A 22,547-nucleotide genomic window follows, 5' to 3' on the forward strand; every position below is an offset into this window, starting at 1 on the left:
CTGGGGTGGCGCGTGCGGGCGATCCGGCACGCGGGCGGAGTCGGCCCGACCGGATCATCCTCCCGGAGCGGCGGCGCGCCCGAAACGGGGCGCGGTCGAGCGGACCTCGATGGGGTGGAACTCAGAAATAGGTGCCGTTTCGGAAATGCACGGCGACGCCTCCGGCCGCGTGCTCGCCGAAACCGCTGATGATGAACGGGTTGCCGGCCCGGGTCTCCGTCTGCGGCGAGCCGCCCACGAGCTTGGCCGCGATGAAGGCCGCCTCGGTCCGGTTTCGCGCCCCGAGCGCGCGGAGAAGCGCCGCCGTGTGGATCTTCGCCGTGCCCGCGGCGATGTTGAGGGAGTTGGCGATCTCCTTGTTGGACATGCCCTGGGCCAACAGAGGCAGGATCTCGTGTTGACGAGGCGTCAGCTTCAGCCGGTCGCTCGGCAGGGCAATCGACGCGGGGGTGTTCGGCTTGACGTCGTCCCCATCCGCGAGCCATCGTGGCACGTAGATCCGTCCCGAGAGGAGGTCCGTGATCGCTCTGATCAGCTCGCTATCGGGCTGCATCTTGTAAATGAAGCCATGAAATCCCGCAGACAGACAATTCAAGACGTCCGAGCGTGCATTCGAGGATGACATCACGGCAAATCGCATACTGCGGCAGGCAACACGCATTTCCTTGATGCGTTCGAGCGCTTCCTTACTCAAGTTAAATGCATCTATTAGGACAAGATCGGCTTGGAAATTTTTATCGACTTGAGCGAGCGATGAGGCATCGGTAATACGGACTTTGGCAAGGTTAGCTTCAATAATATTACGAAGGCCGACGCGGTAGACACTGTGCTCATCGACAAGCAAGATTTCAGGCACGGCACGATTCTCCCGATCTTCACGTCGGCACCAAATCCAAGAGCTTGTTAAACCTAGTTACATCTGTATACCTCACCTCAGCCTCACCAGCGGTTGAATTCATTGTCCTCGATACACCTGACGCCAACATGCCATGTTAATACATTCAAATTATCCGCAGCGATCTAGATTTTGTCAAGGCTGGCGGCAAAAGCACAGCTTGCCTATCCCGTGAGAATGGCGGGCGATACAAATGCCAATAAGGCATCAATCGCATCCTATAGTGGACAAAGTTCGCTCATTACAAAATATACTCTAGCCATGCACCGACCTTTCTGTGACGCATGGTCTGGACAGGTTCTCTCCCACGGTAGCAACGTAAATACTTAAATACACAGCCGTTATAAGTTTACGCATTTCAGTTTGGATGTTACTCTTTGCAAGATCAACTCGATTGTTGCGTCGCGGTAGCGATTTCACACGAGATTTGTCGTCCGGCTGATAAGCGGGCAAGTGCCGGGCATCCACTCGCACTGCACACTAAGCGGCCGCACTTAACGATGACGCTGCACGTTAGCGAGCAGACAAAATCTTCTGCGGCTCGGCCCACAGCAGATTGTCCTCGAGCGTATCAATCGACCCTGCCGGTGCAACTATCGATCCGTCGATCTATGCCCCGAGGCGGGTCGCGCCGATTTCATCGCCGAACCGGCTCCCCAGGGGCGGCGCGGAATCCCGTGCGTCCCCTCCTGCGGCGCCGCAGCACCCGCGAACCTGCACCTAACGGTTGCGCCTGCCCCGCGGCGGGACCGATCCGCCCGCGCACCCGGCCAGTCACCCGTGCCCGGTCTCGGCCCGAGGCGGGCCGCCGAAGGTCCGGCCGGCGCCGCGCCGCCGGTGCGGCCGAGCCGGCCGGGGGAACGCGACCTCAGGCCCCGGTCGGGTCGGCGGGGGCGGTCCCCGGCACGGCGAATCGCTACGGGCGCCAGGCCGACATCCACACCGCCCTCCTCAGCCTCGCCTCGGCGCGCAGCACCTGGTGCTTGCTCGGTCCCTGGCTCCGCGCGGGTCCCGCGATCGGCTGCACGCTGCACGGCTGGTCGCGCAGGGGCACGATCTCGCGCAGGCGGGCCATCGCCGCCTCGTAGGTGTCGTACCGCTCCACCAGCGGCTGGCCCTTCCTCGGGATCGTCAGCAGGGCGAAGTGCGCCGGCCGGCGCCGGATCCAACCGCGCGCGCGCTGCCACACGACGACCGCGTGGCATGACTCGGTGCTCGCCGCCGCCCAGTCGGAGCCGTCCCGGTATTGCGGCCAATCGGCTTCCCAAATCGGTCCCTGGACGCGGAGGGCCATCCAGACAACGGACCGGGCCGCCGTGCGGTGGATCTCTCCATGTCTCATTCGGATTGCCTGGCGTGCGCGATGCGGGAGATCGGATGGCGCGGGGGTGAGGGCGGCGGCTGCGGATGCCCGCCCACCCCCTCGCGCGGAGAACGGCGCGCCGTGGACACTCTGAAACCGGGGTCGATCACGGTGCAATCGCGCCCTGTTCTAGAGCAGGATCCGGTCGCGGCGCAATCGGACCGCGTGATAGGCCCTTGATGCGACCGAATTTTCCGCATCGGAGGGGCGACCTTCCGGGACGCGACTGCGCGTCCGCGCGATGGCCGGATCCGGGCGGCGAACCGGTGCTCCCTGCGCCGGGGACTGGTCCAGCCGCGTCCTCCCGCGGGAGGGGGCGATCCGCCGCATTCGGCCTCGCCCCCACCGTCGGGGAGGCGGGAAAGGCGCGATGATTCACTTCGGATCCCGAGCCCGTGCGGGCCGCGGCTCGGCGCCTGACCGGGCCGCTGATGCCCGGTCGGCCAAGGGATCCGCCCAAGAGGTTCGGCGACGGCGCTCGGCCCGCCGACCTGATCAGCGGCTCACCGGGACGCCGCGCTTCAGCAGCGTCCCGGTGCGGAGAGGGTCCAGGGCAGCCGTGCCGCCCCGGACCGTTGGTCTCCGGGATCGTCCCGGAGAGAAGTCCGGATCGGGGCCCGGTCAGGCGCCGAAGGTGAAGCTCTGCGCCCCGGACGTGTGGAGCGAGTGGGCTGCCCCGGCAACGTCGGCGCCGTTGTAGCTCGCCCCGGTCACGTACAGGTTCCGGTCCGTGCCCGGCGTGCCGCCCCAGGCGTCGTTCAGGAAGTTGACCGACACCGTGTGCCCGCCCGCGCCCCAATCCCCGAGCACCAGCAGCTGGTCGGCCTTGCCGTCCGCGTGCGAGGCGTGCGCCGTCTGCGTATCCCCGACCTGGCGCCCGTCGACCGAGACCGTGTACTGCGCGTCGCCCTGGTAGGCGTCCTGGCTGATCTGCAGCAGGAGCTGGTCCGACCCGGCGCCGACCGTCGCCGGCGCCGTCGACTGCGCCGGAGCGGCCGGGCCCGTCGCGACGAGGCTGACGTTGTCGTACAGGGCTCCGAGGCCGTCCCCGCCCTGGCTCGCGACCTCGCGCAGCGTCAGCCGGTCGTCCTGGCCCGTGCCGACCACCGGGAAATTGTACCGGCTCCAGTCGCTGCCCGGCGGCACCGTCGCGATCAGCTTGTCGTTCCAGAGCACCTCGATGCTGCAGGTGGAGGCGCTCAGGCCGGGGCGGTTGCGCGCGTCGAAGCTCAGGGCGTAGCTCTGGCCGGCCGCGGTCTTCACGGTCTGGGTGAGGCCGTCCTGGGCGCCCAGGTAGTCCAGCTCGCCGAACTTCGCGCCCTCCGTCGCCGACACCCCGTTGAGCTGGTTCCACAGCTCGATCTTGCCGCCCGAGATGGCCTGCCAGCCCGGAACCGCGTCGAAGGCGGCGCCCTGGCCGGGCGCCACCGCGCTCTGCTCGAAGGAGCCGTTCACCAGGAGGTTCGCGTCGGCCGCCGCCGCGGGCGGCGTCATGGCCGGCGCCGTGTCCTGCTGCGCGGGGGCGGCGACGGTCGGAACCGTGTCCGGCTGAGGCGCCGGCGTGACGGTGGCAGCCGGTGCGGCGCCGGTCACGACCGGCGGCGGGTCGGCCTGCAGCACGGCGTTGTCCGAGACGTAGGCCAGCGTCTTCCACTCGGTCGTCAGCTTGACCCAGTTGTTCATGCCCGAGCCGGGATTGTTGGCGAAGCCGTCCACGAACCCGGCCGACGCGTCGCGCCACCAGTCCGCCCCGATATTGGCGATCAGGTGGAGGTTGGGATCCGTGACGCGCATGTCCATCTGCACGTAGACGGCGTCGACGGCGTTGGCCGCGAAGGTGCCGCGCGCGGTCGGCCAGAAATGGTCGTTGTAGCTGGCCGACGGCACGTCGAAGGTCGCGGTGCCGTCCGCGCCGGTGCTGACGGGCATCGCGGTGGCGGTGTTGCCGGCGAAGTCGTTCCCGAAATGGCCGCCCGCGATGGCGTTGCCGGCCTGGTTCTGGACCTGAACCCACTCGCCGGTGGACTTGATATGGACGAAGGTCTGGGTGTTGGCGACCTGCACGCGGGCGCTCGCGCTGGTGTAGGCGGGCGCGCCGGCCTCCTGGTAGACTTGGCCCCACCCCGTGACGGCGGTGAAGCCGGAGGGCGCCCCGGGCCTGAACTGGTCGACACCGTCATACCACGAGTAGCTGGTCGGCACGCCGAGCGGCGCCGCTTCGCTGTTGCCGGCCGTGTTTTGCCGCAGAACCTCGTTAATCGACAACGCCATTCGATATCTCCAATTTAAATTGGTGCACCTGAAAGGAATGGTGCAGGAGGGCCAGGTCCATCCGCAACGTAGGATGGGCTACGCAACGCACATGGAGCGTATTCGCAAGGGCGGCGCTCGCATGTCCGGCCCAGATGACGCATCCGCGCAGCTTGGCGGTGCGTTGGCCGACATATATCGATCCAAACTGACGATCAAGCCTTTCGTTACCAGCCCCCGGAATGAGGCAGAATTGCGCGTAAGCCACCTAAAGGTACGGCAGAATACAATCAGTACTGCAGATGCCTGTGCTGGCTTCGGAATCTGGCGACCGCTGCCATGGGGAGATGCCTGGGGCGGCGCGCCGCGCCCGCGGTCGCGCGGAGTTGCCGGAACGCCTCTGGGGACGGTTCGGTCCGGCCGCGCTGCGGCGACCGGCCGCGGCCAAGCTGGCCGGAGGAACGGCGCGCGTCGGCCTCGCCAAGGGGGGCGCGGGCCGCGGAGGACCCGCCAGGGTGACCGCCCTCCCCCTCCCCTGCGCGGTCCGCCTGGCGGAGCCGGGGGGGGTCGGCCCCATCGCCGCCGGCACGCGCGGCGGAGCGGCGACCAGGGATCCGCGCGGAGTGCGGGGCGGCCGCGGGCCGGCGCCGGCCAGCGCGCGCCTTGCTTCGCAGCCGGTCAGCCGGAGGTCGTCGGGCGAGGCGGCGGCGCGGGAACGGCACCGTCCGCGGCGCCTCGGAGCCGGGCGCGGCGGACGGGAGCGACGGCGAGCCGAACGGCCGCCGGGTCGCCTCAGGGACGAGGCGTCGGGGTCGCCACCAGGGCGGGCTCGGGCCCGTCCGGGAGCAGGCCGCCGGCGCCGTGTCCGGCCGGCTCATCCCCGCGGCGCGCGCGGGCGCCGTACTCGCGCGCGGGCTCCGCGCCCAACCGCCGGGTCGTCCGCCCGGCATAGGCGAAGAACAGACCCATCGAGGAGAAACTCTCGATCAGGTTCTCCGAGAAAAAATAAACACACAGCACCAAGAACAGGACCCTCTCAGGGCCGTTCCCGAGGGATTTCCAGACGTGATAGAGGAAGCAGACGAACACGATGAGACTCGGCAGGCCATACTCGGCAAGCACGCGCAGATAGTCGTTATGCGGGGCCAGCGCCGAATAGGTGAGAGTGATGGTCTGCCCCGGGCCGTATCCGACCAGCCAGTTGGCGGGGTTCGACACGAACACGTCCCAGATGTTCGACCAATGAATGAGCCTGAAGAAGGAGGACAGGTCGGTGGAGCCGGTGAGCTCGACGAGATCCCGGTACGGCATCGACACCAGGGCTTGCGGCTGCATGCTGAAGACCAGCGAGAGGTTATCCAGCGCGGCGATCACGCGATCGAAGGCTCCGAGCGAGAACGCGGCCACGCAGACGAAGGCGATGAAGATCCCGGCCAGGACCGACTCCTTGCGGACCGGCACGGCGATCCACAGCGTCACGGCAAGCAAAGTCGCCAGAATAGCACCGATCTTCGTCATCACCGCCGCGTTGATGAGTTGCAGCACGATCGCGTACCGGCCGAGCATAGGAGCAGCCGCGAACAAGATCGAGCAATAGTAGAGAACGGCGGTGTTCTGGTTATAGATGTAGCCGATCGCCTCCTGATGCCCACGCAATGCGATCTCGATCTCGTAAACTTTGCTCTTCCCGATCGCCATGAAGACGATCGGCAGCGCGAAGAGCACGAGGAGGGAGAACTTCTCGAAGCCGCGGATCGGCGATCGGTCGCTCCGGCCCGCCGCGTAGAAAACATAAACCGAGATATATTTGATGAAATCTGACAAAACTAAAGATGTCATGTTGAACAGGGCGCTGATCGTGGCGAAAATGAGTGCCATCAGCAGGAAATTCTTGGCGCTGTGACTCGAGTCGGTGCAGAGGATCGACACGATGAGAGAATACGCCACCAGCACCACGCCGACGCCGACGCTCAGGGCGTTGAAGAGCCCGATCGCCGTCGCGTGATAGATGAAGGTCAGACCGTTCAGTGCGACCAGCGCGGTGCACAGGATGCCGAAATAGCCGCGAACCCACGCGCTCGTGTACGGGCGGTCTTGCTCAGGCATGCGTCGCTGTCCGCATTTCGGGGGATCGGGGCGCGGGCCGGTGAGGCCACGGCCTCCCGGGGACCAGGGTGTGGATCGACGCGTCGGCGCGGCGAGCGCATCGTCCGACGAGGGCGGCGCCGGCCTCGCGGGAAAGCGGCAGAACCGAGGGCCCGGAGCGGGGCCTGCTCGCGCCCGGAGCCAAGCCCGCTCTAGGTGAGCTTGGAGTCGGAGATCTCGGTCCCCGCCGAGGTCGGGTAGGTCGGCGCGGAATCTTGGCCTCCCGTGGCCAGTTCGCGGTAGACTGCCGCGGTGCGGCGGGCGATCTTGGCCCAGTCGTAGCGGCTGGCATCGTTGCGGCGGATGGCCTCGCGGGCCGTCTGGTCGACCGACACGCCGACGATCTCGACCATCTTGGTCGACAGATCCTCGATGTCCCCGACCTTGAAGATCCTCGTCGGATCACTGATCACCTCCCTGTTGGACGGGATGTCGGACGCGAGCGTCGGGATCCCGTAGCTCAAGGCTTCCAGGAGAACGATCGGGAGCCCCTCGTGCGACGAGGGCAGGACGAAGAGCCCGGCATGCGCGTAGAGCTGCGCCAGGGTCTCCCCGGTCCGGTAGCCCGCCATCACCACGTCGGCGTGGCCCGCCGCCTCCGAGGCGAGCAGTTCGGCGTAGCTGCTCGCGTGGTCCGCCTGACCCACGATGACGAGCTTCCAGTCGGCCATCCCCGCCCTGCGGAAGGCGCGGAGGAGGTCGAGCTGCCGCTTCTCGGGAACGATCCTGCCGATCGTGAGCACGTAGCGGCCGGCCCGCAAGCCGAGCTCCCGGATGCGTCCGTCGTTGGTCGGCAGGTCCGGAACCTCGACGCCGTTCGGGATCAGCTCGCAGGTCAGCCCGTACTTCGACTGGATCAGATCGCAGATGTTGCGGCTGATCGCGATCCGCTTGTTGGCGAACTTCATCCCGAGATACTCACCGAGAACCAGGACCGAGCGCGCCGCCCGACCCCATTTCTCGCGGTTGTAGTCTTCGCCGTGATGGGTGACGACGACCTGCAAGCCGAAGAGGCGAAGCAGGGGCGTGACGAGCGCCGGACCGATGCCGTGGACGTGGACCAGCCGCGGCCGGCGGAAGGCCGCGACCAGGGCGCAGGCGACCGAGTGCATCAGGGTCTCGAGGTAGGTCTGCCGGACCGTCCAGATCCTCAGCAGCGTGACACCCTTCCAGGTTCGCTCGCGCGGCGTTCCCACGTAGGGCGACCGGCTGCAGGCCGTCACGGCGAAGCCGAGCTCGACCAGCCTGGGGGCCAAGTGCTCGACATGGGTCTCGATGCCTCCTTGTACATTCGGAAATCCGCGAAAGCCAAATACGAAGATGTCGCTCTTTCTCATCTTGCTCTGCTTTCATGAACGTATTGTCTGCATCGTGTCCGTGACATGCGCAGCAGTTCCGGGTGCAGCCGCAAGTCGGGGGCAGCGACGTCGGCGTATCGTCATTTCGCAGTCGAGTTCACATCGAGTGGGGACTTGCCGTCCTGCCGGCGCCATAAGCGTGAGCATGACAGGCACATCGGTCCAATAAGTGATATTCGGCCCGGTGGCGACGAAGTTGACGGGCGTCAAATTGCTGGCCCTGTTCAGCGCCCGTGCGGTCGAGAGCTTGTCGCGACGCGTGATCGGGGGCGGTTCGGGGCTCCGGCCGCACCGTCACCGCCGCGCGGGCCGATCATGCGCGTGCCCGTGTGCCGAACTCGGTCGCAGCCGGCCGCCCCTCGCCGCGCCCGGAACGCCGAATCCGGTCAGGCGCTCGTCACCGTGACCGGGGATGCCGACCAGGAGCCGGGCGCGCCCGCTCCCGCGGCGAGGGCGGGCGCGTCGACGGCCCGGAGCAACCCCGCCGCCTCCAGAGATCGCAGGGCCGCCTTCACGGTCTCCCACGGCAGGCCCGCGCGGCTCGCGATGTCGAGCACCGAATGCGCGCCATCCGACATATTGAGCAGCCAGAGCAGCGCCATCCGGTAGTCGGAGGCGTTCCCTCCCCCGACATTCTCGTAGAGATCGTACTTCCCGAGTCTCGGCTCGCAGAACGGCTTCTGGTTCACGTAAGCGAGGTTGTTCTCGAGGACGTCGATGACGGACATGACCTTCAGGGCCGAGTCGCGCAGCGAGGCCGGCCGGACGAAGCCGAGATCGTCCCCGGAGGTGTGATACTCGGCGAACTCCCCGTGCGGCGTCCGCATGAAGCACCCGACCGGCAGGTTGATGCCAGGCGAGCAGAACTGCCGCTCGTCGTAGCCGTAGGGCGAGAAGGGCCGCAGGCGAAATTCGCCGCCGCCCTGACCGAGCACGTAGGCCCAAGCGCGGTCGATCTCCGCCTCGCCGCCGCGGCTCTGCTTGTAGGTCGGCGCACCGCCGTCACCCACGCAGGACATCACGAAGCCGTGCTTGATGCGGTCGAGACGCGCGTGATTCAGGGCGAGCCACGTGATCGACCCGATCGTGCCTGGGATGAACAGGAAGCGGTACGAGTAGCGCAGGTCCATCTCGCTCAGCCGCTGCGCGACTGCGGTCGCCACGGCGATTCCCGACAGATTATCGTTGGCGAGCGACGGATGGCAGATATGGGTCGAGATCAGGACCTCCTGCGAGGACCTACCCTTGATCAGGAACTCGCCGTACGTCAGGTGACCGGGTGAGAGAGTCGAATCGATGCAAACCTCGTACTCGTCATCGTGCATGCCGTCGAGCTGGTCCTGGCTGAGGCAGAATCCCCAGGTCGGCGCATAATAGGACGTTCGATACGGGATCGATCCGCGCGACAGGGGATCGGTATGCAAATGCGTCTTGAGTTCGGCGAGACCGACCGTTCGCCTGATCGGCAGGCTGTAACTCACGACGTGCAAGTTCGAGCGATTGAAATCAACGATGCGAGTTCCGCTCCTGTCCTTGATGTAGGCGTCCCTGATGTTCCACTCCAGCGGAACGGTCCAGTCGAACACCTCCAGCCCGGAGGGAACCTCGACGACGGTCAGGGGCACGAAGCGCGACAGGGCCCTGAGGGTCTCGCGCACGCCCCTGCCGGTGATGCTTCGGCAGATCGGGTAGAGTTCGGCGACGAGGTCGAACATCGCCGAACCGCCCTGCGACGCCATCAGGCGCGGCGCCGCGTCATCGAATGGCCTTTCGGCTCTCAGGCTTTGATTGACCATGCGATCCACTTTGCTGCCGGAGGCACGTCCATGCGGGCGAAGGCGGGCTCAGGGCACGACCTGCGGATCCGGGATCGGGATGATGAACTGGCAGCCCCACTCGCGCGTGAACGACAGCTGCTCGATGATCTCGTCCTTCAGGTTCCACGGAAGGATCAGGATGTAGTCCGGCTTCGTGACGCTGATCCGCTCGGGCTCGTAGATCGGGATGTGGGTGCCCGGCAGGAAGCGTCCCTGCTTGTAGGGGTTGCGGTCGACCGTGTACTCGACGAGCGTGGCGTCGACGTCGCAGAAATTGAGGAGCGTGTTGCCCTTGGCGGGGGCCCCGTAACCCACCACGCGCTTGCCCGCCCGATTCACCTCGACGAGGAAGTCCCGGAGCCGGCGTTTGATCTGCGTCGCCTGCTCGGCGAAGGTCAGGTAGGTGCGGATGTCCGACAAGCCGGCCTTGATCTCACGGTCGCGCAGCTCGCCGAGGCGCGCGGAGATCGGCTGCTGTCCGGTCTTGGCGTTCTGCGCGAAGATCCGCAGCGAGCCGCCGTGCGTCGGCACCTCCTCGACGTCGAACACCGTCAGCCCGTGCGCTGCGAAGACCTTCTCGACCGCGATCAATGAGAAGTACGAGAAGTGCTCGTGATAGATGGTGTCGATCTGGCGCTCATCGTAGAGACGGAGGAGGTGCGGGAACTCCATCGTCAGCACGCCTTGCGGCTTCAGGAGCGTCCTGAGCCCGCTCACGAAGTCGTTCAGATCCGGGACGTGGGCGAGCACGTTGTTGCCGATCAGCAGATCCGCCTCGAGCCCCTCGCGGCGCAGCGCCCGCGCGGTGCGCTGACCGAAGAACTCCACCCGCGTCGGGATGCCCCGCGAGCGCGCCACCGCGGCGACGTTCTGGGCGGGCTCGATGCCGAGCACCGGGGTGCCCTTCTCGACGAAGTACTGCAGGAGGTAGCCGTCGTTGCTGGCGATCTCGACGACGTGGGAGGTCTGGTCGATGCCGAACCGCGCCGTCATCGCCTCGACGTAGTCCCGCGCGTGGCGCAGCCACGACTCGCTGTAGGACGAGAAATACGCGTAATCGCTGAATATATTTTCCGGAGCTTCCCACTCCTCCAACTGAACCAGGAAGCACTCGTCGCAGACAAACACCTTCAGAGGGAAAAACGGCTCGTTCTTGGAGAGATCTTTCTCCGTAAGATAGCTGTTGGCCAGAGGCGAGAGACCGAGGTCAACGAATACATTGCTGAGTTTGGTCTGACAGAATCGGCAGTGCGCTGTCCGGTTCGAAGGCGTGTGCGATTCGTGCTTGCCGGTGTCCAAATCGACGCTCTCGAGATCAAGCATCCAACCTCTCCTGTTCAGACATAGTGTCTGCTGAAAATGACATACTTGTTTGGGCCTCAGCTTGAGTTGACGGCCGTCAAGTCGGCGGTCCGGTTTCCGCAGGAGGTTCGGCCGCCGCCCTCGTTCTTCTGAGGGAACCGGCCCGCTCCGGCCCGGGCGCGCGCGCTCACCGCCGCGCGCGGCGCGGCACCGCGGCCGCGAGGCCCCTCCCCGTCCGACCGGGCGCGGCCGGCGTCGGGACGATTCCGCCGCCCGGCGCGTGGTCGGACGACGTGGATCCCGGTTCGTCGAAGACAACGCGGCACCGTCACCGGCCGAGAGCAGCGTCCGACTGCGACGCGATCGGGCGCGGCTCCGGGCCGCGCAGCGCCATGCGCGACCGCACCGCGTCCTCGACCTCGGCGAGCGCCGGCCACTCGGCGTCGCGCCTGGATATCACCTCGACCGGGATCGGCCAGGGAATCGCGAGCCGCGGATCGTCGTGGACGAGGCCGCCCTCCCCGTCGGGCGCGTGAGGTGCGGAGATCATGTACATCACTTCGCTATCGTCCTCCAAAGTGATGAAGCCGTGCGCGCACCGCTCCGGAATGTAGAGGCAGCGCCCGTTCTCGGCCGACAGTTCGGCACAGAGATGGCCCAGGTAGGTCCGCGATTCCGGGCGGAGATCGACGACCACGTCGAAGATCCTCCCGCGAACGCAGCGCACGTATTTGGTCTCGCTGTAGGGCGGGTACTTGAAATGCATGCCGCGAAGAGTGCCGCGCTTGATGTTGTAGCTCAAGCTTATTTGCGGAATGTGATGGATCAGGCCTCGCTCAGCGAGTTCCTGGGTGCAGAAGATGCGGGCGAAGTGACCTCGCTCGTCGCGCCTCGGATCGATGTCGACGATGTACACTCCCGAAAGGTCAGTCTCGGACACGATCATGGGCGGCGAATCCTCGATTGAACCGTGGACGTCGGGCGCCGGCCGCGCGTGCGCGCAGGATCGCGTCGCGCCCCCGTCGCCGGCGAACTCTCGAACCGCGCGCAGGTCCGCGCGCAGCCGCGGCACCGCCGCCGCGGCGCTAGCTCAGCAACCGGCGCAGGACGTTCACCAATGCCCATAGCCAGAGCAGCGTCCAGCCGACGACCGAGCTGGCGGCGAAGGCCAGGATGATGACCACCAGCTTCGACCATAGCAGATCATGTCCGATCGGTTGTTCAGGCACGGCAGCCTCCCTTGTGCGCGCCGCGCCGCGAAGTTTGGCGCGGCGTTGCGGACGCGGATGAGCACGCGGCACCGAGGCGGTCGGCCTCGGGGTCGCCTCAGGACGGGATCCGGCCCCGTCCCGCGCGGATCCGGTTCCTTTCCGGCGCGCTCTCCGCGCGGGAGCGCACGGAAATGCCGGCCGGCTTCTCCAGCGCGCATCAAAGCCGCGGCCGGACCGACGACCCATTCGGCAAGGAGTTGCTCAGTAGGCGCTCTCAGACTTGAGAACCCGCAGGACCGTCAGCAGGATGATGCGGATATCCAGCCAGATCGACCAAGATTCGATGTACCAGAGATCGCTGTCGACCCGCTGCTTCATCATCCTGAGCTCGGGCGTCTCGCCCCGCAGGCCGTTGACCTGCGCCCAGCCGGTGATGCCGGGCTTCATCTTGTGCCGCGCCGCGTAGCTCGCGATGAGGCGGTTGTACTCGTTGTCGTGCGCGAGGGCGTGCGGGCGCGGCCCGACGATCGACATCTCGCCGCGCAGGACGTTGAGGAGCTGCGGCAGCTCGTCGATGCTCGACTTGCGCAGCCATCGTCCCAGCGCCGTGACGCGCCGGTCGCCCCTGGTGGCCTGGACGATCACCGCGCCGTTGTCGCAGGTGGTCATCGTTCTGAACTTGAAGATCGTGAACGGCCGGCCGTTGAACCCGGTGCGGGTCTGCCTGAACAGGACCGGGCCCTTCGACTCGAGCCGGATCGCGAGCGCCACGATCGCCATCAGCGGCGCCAGGAAGAACAGGCCGGCCGCCGCCAGGACGCGATCCATGAGGTTCTTCGCGCATTGCTCGGTGACGCTCAGGGGCGCCCGCTGAAGCTCGATCGCCCTGATCGGCCCGAAATTGAACGCGGGGTGGGAGAGCACTTGATTGGCCCGCATATCCGGCGCGAGCTTGACCGAGACCGGAAGAACCTGCAGCTGACCCTGGACTTCGAAGATCAATTCGGATCTGTTCCAGGGTATCACCAACAGGATTTCCTCGACATCGTGCGCCCGCACGAAATCTACGACGTCCTTGAGGACATCTCGCGCCCGATCGAGCCCGGCATCCGGATCCTGGGCGTCGAGAAGAACGAAATGCTTGGGCGTCGTGTACTCGTACTTGTTGATCTGCTGGAGATAGGGATGGCTCGCGGCCTCCAGCGAGTAATCCGATATGATGACCCGGTACGAACTCAGGGCCCGCTGCTCGGTGACGTGGCGGCAGAGTTTGACCGCCGACAGCTTCGACGCGACGACCCCGACTCCGCCGAAGGCGAACACCGCCAGCAACTCGCCGTAGGTGAGCCACGTCCCCACCCTGAGAAAATACACGAGCAAGGACAGGAACAGGAAGCTGGCGACCCAGGTCGCCAACGATTGCTGGATCTGCCACCTGAGCTTCAGCAGGTTCGGGGCCGCGTACAAGTTCGAGGTCTGCCCGAAGATCGAGTAGGTGACCGCCAGGGCAGCGCTCGACGTCGCGCAGTGGCTCCAATTCGACGCGACTGACAAGTCGCGCCCGTTCAGTGCCGACAAGCAGATGGTGCCCAGAGTCACGATGAAGACGATGTCGACGAGGGCGATGATCGGCGAGAGAACCCCGAGCGAGCCGGGAACGCTCACGGGCTCTGCGTCTTCTCCTTGCTTGTAGCGCGGCAACTCGTCGGCGAGGATCAAACGTCGCGTGATGTTCATCGTCCCAACCCAATATCCTCAAGGCCTGCAGGCGATCACCCATCAATCCCCGGCGATGTGATGGAGGCCCGGCAGGTCGAGGAACCGGATCGTCTTGCGGTTCGGCATGTCGATCAGGTTGCGCGCTTTCAGCTCCGCCAAGGTGCGGCAGACGGTTTCGAGGGACGTGCCGACGTGGTCGGCGATGTCGGCCCGCGAGATCAGCAGCCGCTGCGCGGACGGCAGCTTGGGATCCCTGGGCAGGTGCTTGCGTATCGTCAGGAGGAAGGAGGTGATGCGGGCCATGCCGCTCTTCTGGCTGATCTGCGAGACCAGCGACAATGTCTCGGCGAGAACCTGGTGGACGCCGCACCGCTCGCCGCTCTGACAGATGTTCGAGACCGCGGAGAGACGGACGCGGCAGTTGGTGACGGCCTCCGCGGTGAAGTGCTGGCAATCGGCCTGCGACGGCATCACCACGTCGCCGGACCAGAAGAAGGCCAGGATCTGCCGGTTCCCGTTGTCGAACAGCCGAACGGCGCGCACGACACCCTCGACGATCTCGATCTTGTGGGCCTGCGTATCGCCCTCCCAGAACAACGCGCGGCCGCGCGGGATCAGTGATCCCCTCGAGTGCGGTTGGATCAGTGCGGAAGTTCTGGGAATGTCGGTGTGATGCAGCGGGATGGATTTTGACCAAGCCGACTCGGTCGTCGCGAGAGCGCTCATTCCTCAGCCTCGTCATCTCAGGATTGAGTCAAGGCTTGCACGCGGAGGTTGGGAAAAAAACCCGTGCTGATGCTCTAGCCGCACACTGCGAAACGTGTAGCCGCGATGGCATAGGCCAAGTGGCTTAAAATCTATGCGGAAGGCCTCTGCGCGCCGGACCGGGATCCGATCCGCGGCGCCGTCCCCCCGGACCGGAGGGAGCGGGGACGCGGTCGGCCGGGCGCGGGCCCCGGGCCCGTCCCGGGGCGAGGGCGCGACTCGCCGGACCATGGTCGCGTTGACCAGTTAACATCCCGTTAACGGTCGACTCGCGCGGCGATCGGCACCGCGCCGGGCCCGCGTCCCGGCGCCGGATCGCCGGCCGGGCGAGGCTCACCCCCGCAGCAGGGCCGCGGCGAATTCGCGGTCGGCATGCTCGACCTGTTCGGCGAGCAGGCGGAGGTAATTCGCCGTGGCCGCCGAGCCGTGCCGGTCGACGTAGCTCCTGAATGCCACCTCGCCCATGGTCTCGAGCGCCACGATCTCGTCGCAGCCTTTGCTCACGAGGTGCTGAAGCGCGAATTCCCACGCGTGGTGGGCGCGCTCACGCTGCTCTCCGACGTCCATCCCTGACCTACTCGACCGAACTCATCGCGTGCGCGCACTCTCTCCGCACTCGATGGCGAGAAAATGGAGGCAGGACCGTCGCGATGCATCGGCCGCGATTGCTCCGTCGTCGTGCTCCGCTGGGAGCCTGTTTGAGCGCCGTCGGCCGGGCGCGCCGATCTGCTTTCCGAGATCGCCGTGGCTTCCGCCCGGCAGGGTGAAGGGAAAGCAGATGGGCACGGACCGTCAGCGGAGGCGTCACGGGGCGCGCCCGAAGGGTGTCGCGTCGCTTGACGATGGTTAGGTGCCATATTATATGGTGCCATATGAAACGGTTGGAGCGGAAGCACCTCGCGTTGCTCAAGGAGGCGGAGCGGCGGTCCATTGCCGGGACGGACAACATGCGCTCCTGTTTCGAACTGCTGGCGCTGGCCGATGCGATCGACAGGGATTGCGCCAGCCGCCTCGCACCTTTTCGCCTGTCCGAAGGTAAGTTCGTCCTGCTGTTTCTTCTCCGCAGCCAACCCGACGGACTGTCGCCGCACGAGTTGGCGGCGAGAGCCGGCGTAACGCGGGCAACGATCACCGGTCTTCTCGATGGTCTTGAGCGTGACGGATTCGTCGCGCGGCGCTCCGGTCTCGACGACCGCCGCAAGATCGCGGTCGTGCTGACGGGGGCCGGACGGGAGATCACCCACGAGCTCTTCGATCAACACAGCGCGTGGATAGCCTCACTGTTCGCCGGGTTCACGGCCGCCGACCGCGAGGCGCTCACCATGCTCCTCCAGCGTATCTGGAAAAACGTCGATGCCGCCACCGAGCCGCGAGACAGCTAGGAGGTGTGGAGGTGCGCAAGGCCAAGCCCGCAGGGCGAAAGGTCACGGACATTCCTGCCGATCGACTGGCGCAACTCAATACGGGTGCGGCAGCGAGGACGCTCACCGAATGCCTCGCGGTCGACTTCGCAGCTCTCATGGGGCACGTGCTGCCCACGATCGGCAGCGACGCCCTCACCGGAATGAGGCAGGCAGCGGCAACCGGCATTTCAAGACGAATGCCGCTCGCTGCCCGCTTGATCGCGGACCATCTCGGTCCTTCAGGTCTCGATGACCTCGGCACGCACGCGTCCGACACGGTGCGCGGCTGGTGCTGTTTCATGATCGGCCTGCCCGGGGCAACCGACCTCGCAGACCGCCTCGACGCGATCCGGCCCTTTGCCGACGATCCGCATTTCGGCGTTCGCGAATGGGCCTGGATGGCGCTTCGCCCGCATATCGCGGCCGAATTGGAGCGGGCCGTTGCCCTCCTGGCGGACTGGACGGGGGCTCCATCCCCCAATCTTCGCCGGTTCGCGTCGGAAGCGACGCGGCCGCGCGGTGTCTGGTGCAGCCATATCGGGGCGCTGCGCCACCGCCCCGAATTGGGGCTCGCCATTCTCGAGCCGCTCAGGACCGATCGATCCAGCTACGTGCGAGACTCGGTCGGCAATTGGCTCAACGATGCCAGCAAGGACCGTCCGGATTGGGTGCGGGAGTTATGTGCCCGCTGGACTGCCGAGAACCCGACCCCGGACACCCTGAATCTTTGCCGGCGCGCGCTCCGCTCGCTGCATCCCGACCAGTGATCCTCTCGGAGGAGGCAGAACGTGTCTCATTATCTCATCGAACTCTACACAGCCAAGCCGGCGTGGCTCGCCCTTTCTCAGGACGAACGAGAACACTTCCTCTCCGCCATCGATTCCGCCATGCCGCTGTTGTCCAAAGCTGGCGTCGAGCCGATGACCTTCGGCAGGGTCGATCCCTCCCAACGGCATCCCGCTTCCCACGGCTTCTACGCCGTGTGGCGCTGCCGGGACGAGGCCGCGCTCGAAGCGCTCGTGTCCGGCATCGCCCAATCGGGTTGGCACGACTATTTCGATACGATCAATGCCTGCGGTGAAGGAGTCGGTCTCATCGACCATCTCTCGCAACTCGGCGACCTCGCATAGGCCAGATCCTCCGACGCAACGGCGATCGCTTCGCGGCGCGTCACCAAATCCATCACCGGCGCTTCCCATAGCAACGATCAATCGTCATGATCGCTGGTTCCGTTCCGGATTCTCATCAAGCGATTTGCTCGTGTCGAAACCTTGAGAGGGGCGACGGTCCGATGCCCCGGCATTCCGGGAGGTTGGCATCGGACCCTGCATGACTATGGCCGACTGCATTGATGTCACTGGTCGGCCTGAATGAGCCTGCCGGATCGCATCGCTGCTCCGGCAGCATCGCCCGCGACCGCGGCGTGAACCCAGACATGCACTTCCACTTCATGCAGCCGATGCTCGCGCCGGCTTCATGCCCGAGATGTAAAGCGTTTGACGTTTTTTGAAACACATTTTCAAAGTTGAAGACAAGCCTGCTTGCTAGGGTGCCCTGGAACCGACCGTCCTTGCCGAAGGGCTTCGTCGTGCAGGTGAAACGCACCGTCCGCGTGATCGATGTCTTATACGACATTCAGGACGCCCTTGGCGACGAAGTCATGAACTTCCGCCCGATCATGGGACGTGTCCGGGAGGTACGTGACAGCGGCCACCACGCGATCATCGCGCTGCATCTGGCTCACTCCGCCAATACGGATTCCCGTCATGTCGGCACGGCTGCCTCTTGCGCGATCGCGGCCGTCGCACAGACGGTTGCCCTCGCCGAGCTGCACAGATGCCTCGAACTGTCAAACTTCCTCGCGGCGCAAATCATCGTCGATCCTAGCGGGCAGCAGCAATTATCGTTGGTCAACTTGACCAAGACCATCGCCAATCTCCTGAGATGCGGCGCCGTACCGATCGTATCCAGAAAGGTCGATGTCTTCCCATGCGCTGCCTCTCAGCAAGGCTATGACAAGGCCTCCCTATTTGAATCAGCGTTTTTCGAAGAACTCACGCAGTCTGTCGGATGGAGAATGGCCCGTGCTTAAATTTCTGACCGACGGGATATCGTTACGCCCTGACACCAACCGGCCATCGCTGCAAAGTGAGCTCGGGCGCAAACTCACGGGCGGCGAACTCCCCGACTCGATTTCGGAGCTGCGTGTCAAAGCGGATCCGACGGCGGCCGCGAAGGCCAGAATCCTGCTGCTGATCCCGCACTATACGCGGATCAGGCGCCCCCTCGACGTCGTCGCGGACAATCTGGTCAAGAAGGGGGGGCCGCATCTGAGCAGAGACCTCAAGCTGGTGCGGGATCTGCAAGCCGAGGGCATCACCTACATAGAAGAGATGAAACATGCAGGCGTCCCCATGGGCCTGCTGCGCGTGGGCACACAGGCAAAAGCACAGGGATATGCCGTCAAGATCGTTGATGGAGCATATCAAGGATGGAATAACGAGCGCCACGCGTTTACATCTTCGGAAGGCAGCGAAATCTGGAGCTACGGAATCAATAATGATGCGATGAGCAGGACTATAAAGGAGTTCGAGCCGCACATCGTCGGAATATCTTGCGACTACAGCCACCAGTGGGGCAACAATCGTGCCCTCGCTGACCTGGTCAAAGGTATCGACGAAGACATCATCGTGATCATGGGTGGAACGCATGTGTCTGGCTTGCCGGAAGACGCGTTGCGCGATTGCCCGGCAGACTACGTCGTCACTCAGCAAGGTGATGTGACATTTGTCGAACTGCTCGAGGCGCTCCGCAAGAACTCCGCGATCGAGGACGTCGCAGGGATCGTGTTCCGCCGCGGCGGAGCAATCGTCCAGACGCGCCCTCGCGGATTTCTGCCGACCATGGACCTATTTTCACAGCCGGATTATTCTTTGGTCGATTTCAGCCTCTATGACAGCCCCTTCCACTCAGGCGGCAAGCGCCAGGTCGATCATGGCCACCTCACCTACGGCTTTACGACGATCGGGTGCGACGTGCGCTGCACGTTCTGCACGATCCCGCGAGTCCAGGGAGGGTGGCTCAAGATGAACGAGGTGTCCTTCGACAAGTACCTCGCCAAATTGGTCGAGATTGGCATTACTGAGTTCATCGTCGAAGACGACCATTTGTTCCACGATCCCGAATGGGCGTTGAAGGTCTGCGATCTTCTGGAGAAATACAAATTGCCTTGGTTTGAGGAGGGCGGCGTCGCGTTATTTTCGTTGATTGCGCTGCTGCCGGAAGTGAGTGAGGACTTCATCCTCGCGAAGACCGGTCGCGAGAAACTCTTCGAGCCTCTCTTGAGAGCGAAGAGGTCGGGTCTCACCCTCGACCGCATGGTGAAACGAATGCGTGAGAGCGGATGCTACAGCCTCTACCTTGCCGTTGAAAGCAGCAACCTCGAGGCGCTTGGAACCGCCAACAAGCCGCCGATCAACACAATCGAATACTATACACAGCGCGTCCTCAATATCTTGTACGACAATGCGATCCACGCCACGGGCGGCTTGATGTTCGGATTCGTGAATCCTACCGCCGGTCGCAAGCTCTACGTGGAGACACGGGAAGACATCGAAAGGACGTTCGAATATGGCCGGTTCCTGATGGCGGCGGGTGCGTCCTACATGAACCCTTTCATCTTCACGCCACTTCCCGGCGCGCCGCATTTTCCGACATTGCGGCCCTACGCGACCACGAATACGGATGAAGGCTACTCGCACGAGTTCGCGACGATGAACGATGCACCGAACGGCGAGTGGACCAAGGATGAATTGAACCTGCTTCGCGTGCGCTCGCTCGTCGAAGTCAACGGCATGGAAAGCTACAGGACCATCCTGCAGACAGGCACATGGCCCATTTCACACAGCGATCCTATCTCGCGGCGCATCAACAGGGCGGCTTGACTGCGGTGCGCAAGATGAAATCGCTGACACACCGCACACGCGCAACAATCGTCGGCTCTTTGGCGGTTGTTCTGTGGTCATCTTTGGCTGCATTGACCATTGGGGCGACGCCAACCCCTCCACTTTTGCTCAATAGCGTGTGCTTCACCATTGGCGGCTTGATCGGATTTGGCTGGACTCTTTGGCGAGGTCATCTCTCAGCTCTCGGTCTGATCAAATGGCCTGTTTATGTTTTCGGCGCGCTGGGTCTGTTCGGGTACCACGTTCTCTACTTCTACGCTTTGCGGCTGGCCCCGGCCGCGGAAGCGAGCCTGATCGCCTATCTCTGGCCGCTCCTCATCGTTCTTTTTTCCAGCCTGCTGCCGAACGAGCGTTTCCGGATCGGCCATGTGGTGGGCGCCCTCCTCAGCTTTTGCGGCGCGGCCCTCATCATCGCCAACCAATCGCTCGATTTCTCGGACACCTACCTCACCGGCTTCGCACTGGCCGCTGCCTGCGCCCTCACGTGGTCGAGCTACTCCGTCGTGTCGCGGCGGTTTGGTGATATACCGACCGAAAGTGTTTTTGTTTTCTGCCTCGTCACCGCTGCTGCGTCTTGGCTTCTCCATTTTTTCGTAGAAGCAACCGTCTTTCCAACCACGTATCTCGGCTGGGCAGCGATCTTCATGCTCGGGGTCGGCCCGGTCGGTACCGCGTTCTACTTTTGGGACGTCGGAGTGAAGCACGGAGATATCCAATTGCTTGGAACCGTTTCGTATGCGGCACCGCTGCTTTCAACATTCATCCTTATCTGTTTGGGCAAGGCCGCGTTGTCCGTCACGCTCGTCCTCGCGGCGCTCCTGATCACCTCCGGCGCCGTAGTCGCCGCGCGTGTCAGCATGCTGAGACGCAAGCCGCCGGGCCGCTCTGAAATCTGACGGCGTGGCACCGTGTCGTCGGCGAAACGCATTCGTGAACGACGACGGGCTTTTGAAGCCGACCTCCAATGCGACCGAGGAAACGGGCCGATCCGATGAAATGAGAAGATGCTCCGCATGACTAAGCCTTTCCTCCATTTGCAGCCGCTTCGGTGAATCACCGAAGGATCGTCTGATCGCACGGCGGAACGTCGCCTCTGACATCCCGTTCTTCCTCGCAGCCGCCTGCACGGTCTCCGATATGCCGAAATTCCAGTGTTTTCCGCCTTCCAGCATCGGAAAATCTCGCGGCGAACTCTGCTTTATTAGCTCAATGATGGCCGTGAAGAGGGACGCACACTTGAACAGCTCACCGGGAGCCCGAAAAGACTCCTCCGCGAGGAACTTCATCAATCTTTGATGCGATGGCGTGATTTCGCCTATGACAAATCCACCGCTCTTTTTGTCGGCACAAACTGCCGCATCGGCCTGAATATTGATGACCAGAAAGATGCCATTTCTCGTGCTCTGAAATTTGTGCTCGGTTCCAGGGCCCAGGATGATCGCTTTCGAGGGAGTCAATCGATTGCTTTCTCCTCCGGCGCTCATCTCCATCTCACCGGACACAGGCAGAACAGCCTGAATGTAGCCATGCACATGCGTCTGACTCTGCCGTCCGTAGCTGCGGAAATTGCCTACAATGTCCCGTGTCAGCATGGGAATTCTCCGCGTTTTATCGGGCAGATCGGCTCGATCGCTTTTGCTCTGATGAGGTGCCTTGGAGACGTCATTTCGAGCGCGGATCGTGGATGGGCTTCGATGCAATTCTCGATCCGTCCAGCGCTGAGCCGCGGCGCGGTTCCGGCGTCCGGACGCCGCGACATCGGGTGGAGCGGCGCTTGAGAGTTCTGAGGAAGGCCTCGTACGGGCCGCTCCGGCTGGCAACCGGCGCGAAGCAGGGCGTCAGGTCAGGCGCCTGAGCGAACAGCCCCGTGCCCCTTGCGGTCAAGGCAGCGCCATTGTCGGAGAGGTGCTCGGCGGCTCGGCGAGTGCGGGTCGCGGCGAACCGCTTCCCGGCGGCTTCCCGCATCCACCCGGCGACCTCACGGTCGAAGACGTCCGTCACGGGGGCGAGGCGGATGATGTCGCCATCCCGGCGGGCAAACTCCCGCCCATCGGAGCACCAGCGCCGGGTCGAGCGCATCGCCATCCTCGCCATCGCGAATGCGGCTCTCGCGGACCGGCGCATGCTCCCCCCGCTCCATGGCAGTGTTGCCGGTGATGCGGTGAGCCCTTTCGGCGGTGACGACGGGCCGATCGCCGACCCGTCGTTCGCGCTCGAGGAGGGCTGCGATCCGGCGACAGCCATCGGTCGGCCGCTGAGTCACAGGCCTGCGAAGGGCGGGCGGACGCCCTGAACTCGGCCTTGCGGCAGGGTCCGCGCGGCTTCGATCTGCCCTCGCGCCTCTCGGCGAGATG

General features: G+C 64.6%; 19 protein-coding genes and 1 pseudogene. 6 read left to right on the forward strand and 14 right to left on the reverse strand.

Going from position 1 to position 22,547, the window contains the following annotated elements; translation table 11 throughout:
* Positions 1 to 121: 121 nt before the first annotated feature.
* The 12 genes from MET2598_RS39060 to MET2598_RS0111775 all read right to left on the reverse strand — a co-directional run bounded on the left by MET2598_RS39060 (position 122) and on the right by MET2598_RS0111775 (position 15,392).
* Complete coding sequence (locus MET2598_RS39060) at positions 122 to 856, reverse strand: LuxR C-terminal-related transcriptional regulator (RefSeq protein WP_084673828.1); 735 nt, start codon at positions 854 to 856, stop codon at positions 122 to 124.
* Positions 857 to 1,811: 955 nt separating this feature from the next.
* A complete protein-coding gene (locus MET2598_RS0111725) occupies positions 1,812 to 2,189 on the reverse strand; it encodes a hypothetical protein (RefSeq protein WP_012334697.1) in 378 nt (125 codons plus the stop codon).
* Between the two features lie 690 nt (positions 2,190 to 2,879).
* Positions 2,880 to 4,529, reverse strand: a complete 1,650-nt coding sequence (locus tag MET2598_RS0111730) for a carbohydrate-binding domain-containing protein (RefSeq protein WP_018260960.1) — start codon at positions 4,527 to 4,529, stop codon at positions 2,880 to 2,882.
* Between the two features lie 771 nt (positions 4,530 to 5,300).
* Positions 5,301 to 6,614: an O-antigen ligase family protein gene (locus tag MET2598_RS0111735; protein WP_012334699.1), complete on the reverse strand. Its 1,314-nt coding sequence runs from the start codon at positions 6,612 to 6,614 to the stop codon at positions 5,301 to 5,303.
* Positions 6,615 to 6,805: 191 nt separating this feature from the next.
* Complete coding sequence (locus MET2598_RS0111740; protein ID WP_026190669.1) at positions 6,806 to 7,990, reverse strand: glycosyltransferase family 4 protein; 1,185 nt, start codon at positions 7,988 to 7,990, stop codon at positions 6,806 to 6,808.
* Positions 7,991 to 8,397: 407 nt separating this feature from the next.
* Positions 8,398 to 9,750 (reverse strand): DUF4910 domain-containing protein, encoded by a 1,353-nt coding sequence (locus MET2598_RS0111745; protein ID WP_018260962.1) that lies wholly within the window; start codon positions 9,748 to 9,750, stop codon positions 8,398 to 8,400.
* A gap of 105 nt (positions 9,751 to 9,855) precedes the next feature.
* Positions 9,856 to 11,151, reverse strand: a complete 1,296-nt coding sequence (locus MET2598_RS0111750; protein ID WP_012334702.1) for a class I SAM-dependent methyltransferase — start codon at positions 11,149 to 11,151, stop codon at positions 9,856 to 9,858.
* A gap of 307 nt (positions 11,152 to 11,458) precedes the next feature.
* Complete coding sequence (locus MET2598_RS0111755) at positions 11,459 to 12,076, reverse strand: dTDP-4-dehydrorhamnose 3,5-epimerase family protein (RefSeq protein ID WP_012334703.1); 618 nt, start codon at positions 12,074 to 12,076, stop codon at positions 11,459 to 11,461.
* Between the two features lie 139 nt (positions 12,077 to 12,215).
* Complete coding sequence (locus MET2598_RS41025) at positions 12,216 to 12,359, reverse strand: hypothetical protein (protein ID WP_012334704.1); 144 nt, start codon at positions 12,357 to 12,359, stop codon at positions 12,216 to 12,218.
* Positions 12,360 to 12,602: 243 nt separating this feature from the next.
* Positions 12,603 to 14,006 carry an undecaprenyl-phosphate glucose phosphotransferase gene (locus MET2598_RS0111765; protein WP_020493650.1) on the reverse strand — a complete coding sequence of 468 codons (1,404 nt, stop codon included), beginning with the start codon at positions 14,004 to 14,006 and terminating at the stop codon, positions 12,603 to 12,605.
* Positions 14,007 to 14,120: 114 nt separating this feature from the next.
* On the reverse strand, positions 14,121 to 14,786 hold the full coding sequence (locus tag MET2598_RS0111770) for a Crp/Fnr family transcriptional regulator (RefSeq protein ID WP_012334706.1): 666 nt from the start codon (positions 14,784 to 14,786) through the stop codon (positions 14,121 to 14,123).
* Between the two features lie 372 nt (positions 14,787 to 15,158).
* Positions 15,159 to 15,392, reverse strand: coding sequence for a hypothetical protein (locus MET2598_RS0111775; RefSeq protein ID WP_012334707.1), 234 nt, complete (start codon positions 15,390 to 15,392; stop codon positions 15,159 to 15,161).
* 305 nt (positions 15,393 to 15,697) lie between these two features.
* Here MET2598_RS0111775 and MET2598_RS0111780 point away from each other — a divergent pair, with 305 nt between their 5' ends.
* The 6 genes from MET2598_RS0111780 (at position 15,698) to yddG (ending at position 21,089) form a co-directional block, all read left to right on the forward strand.
* Entirely contained in the window at positions 15,698 to 16,207 is a 510-nt protein-coding gene (locus MET2598_RS0111780) for a MarR family winged helix-turn-helix transcriptional regulator (protein ID WP_012334708.1), read from the forward strand.
* Between the two features lie 11 nt (positions 16,208 to 16,218).
* Positions 16,219 to 16,995 carry a DNA alkylation repair protein gene (locus MET2598_RS0111785; protein ID WP_026190672.1) on the forward strand — a complete coding sequence of 259 codons (777 nt, stop codon included), beginning with the start codon at positions 16,219 to 16,221 and terminating at the stop codon, positions 16,993 to 16,995.
* Positions 16,996 to 17,016: 21 nt separating this feature from the next.
* Entirely contained in the window at positions 17,017 to 17,358 is a 342-nt protein-coding gene (locus tag MET2598_RS0111790; protein ID WP_018260968.1) for a DUF6616 family protein, read from the forward strand.
* A 440-nt stretch (positions 17,359 to 17,798) separates the two neighbouring features.
* A complete protein-coding gene (locus tag MET2598_RS0111795) occupies positions 17,799 to 18,320 on the forward strand; it encodes a hypothetical protein (RefSeq protein ID WP_018260969.1) in 522 nt (173 codons plus the stop codon).
* A complete protein-coding gene (locus MET2598_RS0111800; protein WP_026190673.1) occupies positions 18,313 to 20,172 on the forward strand; it encodes a B12-binding domain-containing radical SAM protein in 1,860 nt (619 codons plus the stop codon). Before MET2598_RS0111795 ends, MET2598_RS0111800 begins: the two co-directional genes overlap by 8 nt.
* 14 nt (positions 20,173 to 20,186) lie before the next feature.
* Complete coding sequence (gene yddG, locus MET2598_RS0111805) at positions 20,187 to 21,089, forward strand: aromatic amino acid exporter YddG (RefSeq protein ID WP_026190674.1); 903 nt, start codon at positions 20,187 to 20,189, stop codon at positions 21,087 to 21,089.
* Positions 21,090 to 21,128: 39 nt separating this feature from the next.
* On the opposite strand, the pseudogene MET2598_RS43550 reads toward yddG, so the two are convergent.
* Positions 21,129 to 21,785 (reverse strand): annotated as a pseudogene (locus MET2598_RS43550) (AraC family transcriptional regulator); the annotation flags it as partial.
* A 70-nt stretch (positions 21,786 to 21,855) separates the two neighbouring features.
* Entirely contained in the window at positions 21,856 to 22,278 is a 423-nt protein-coding gene (locus tag MET2598_RS43735; RefSeq protein ID WP_157182135.1) for a hypothetical protein, read from the reverse strand.
* Positions 22,279 to 22,547 lie beyond the last annotated feature (269 nt).

Source organism: Methylobacterium sp. WSM2598, assembly GCF_000379105.1.
Taxonomy (GTDB): Bacteria; Pseudomonadota; Alphaproteobacteria; order Rhizobiales; family Beijerinckiaceae; genus Methylobacterium.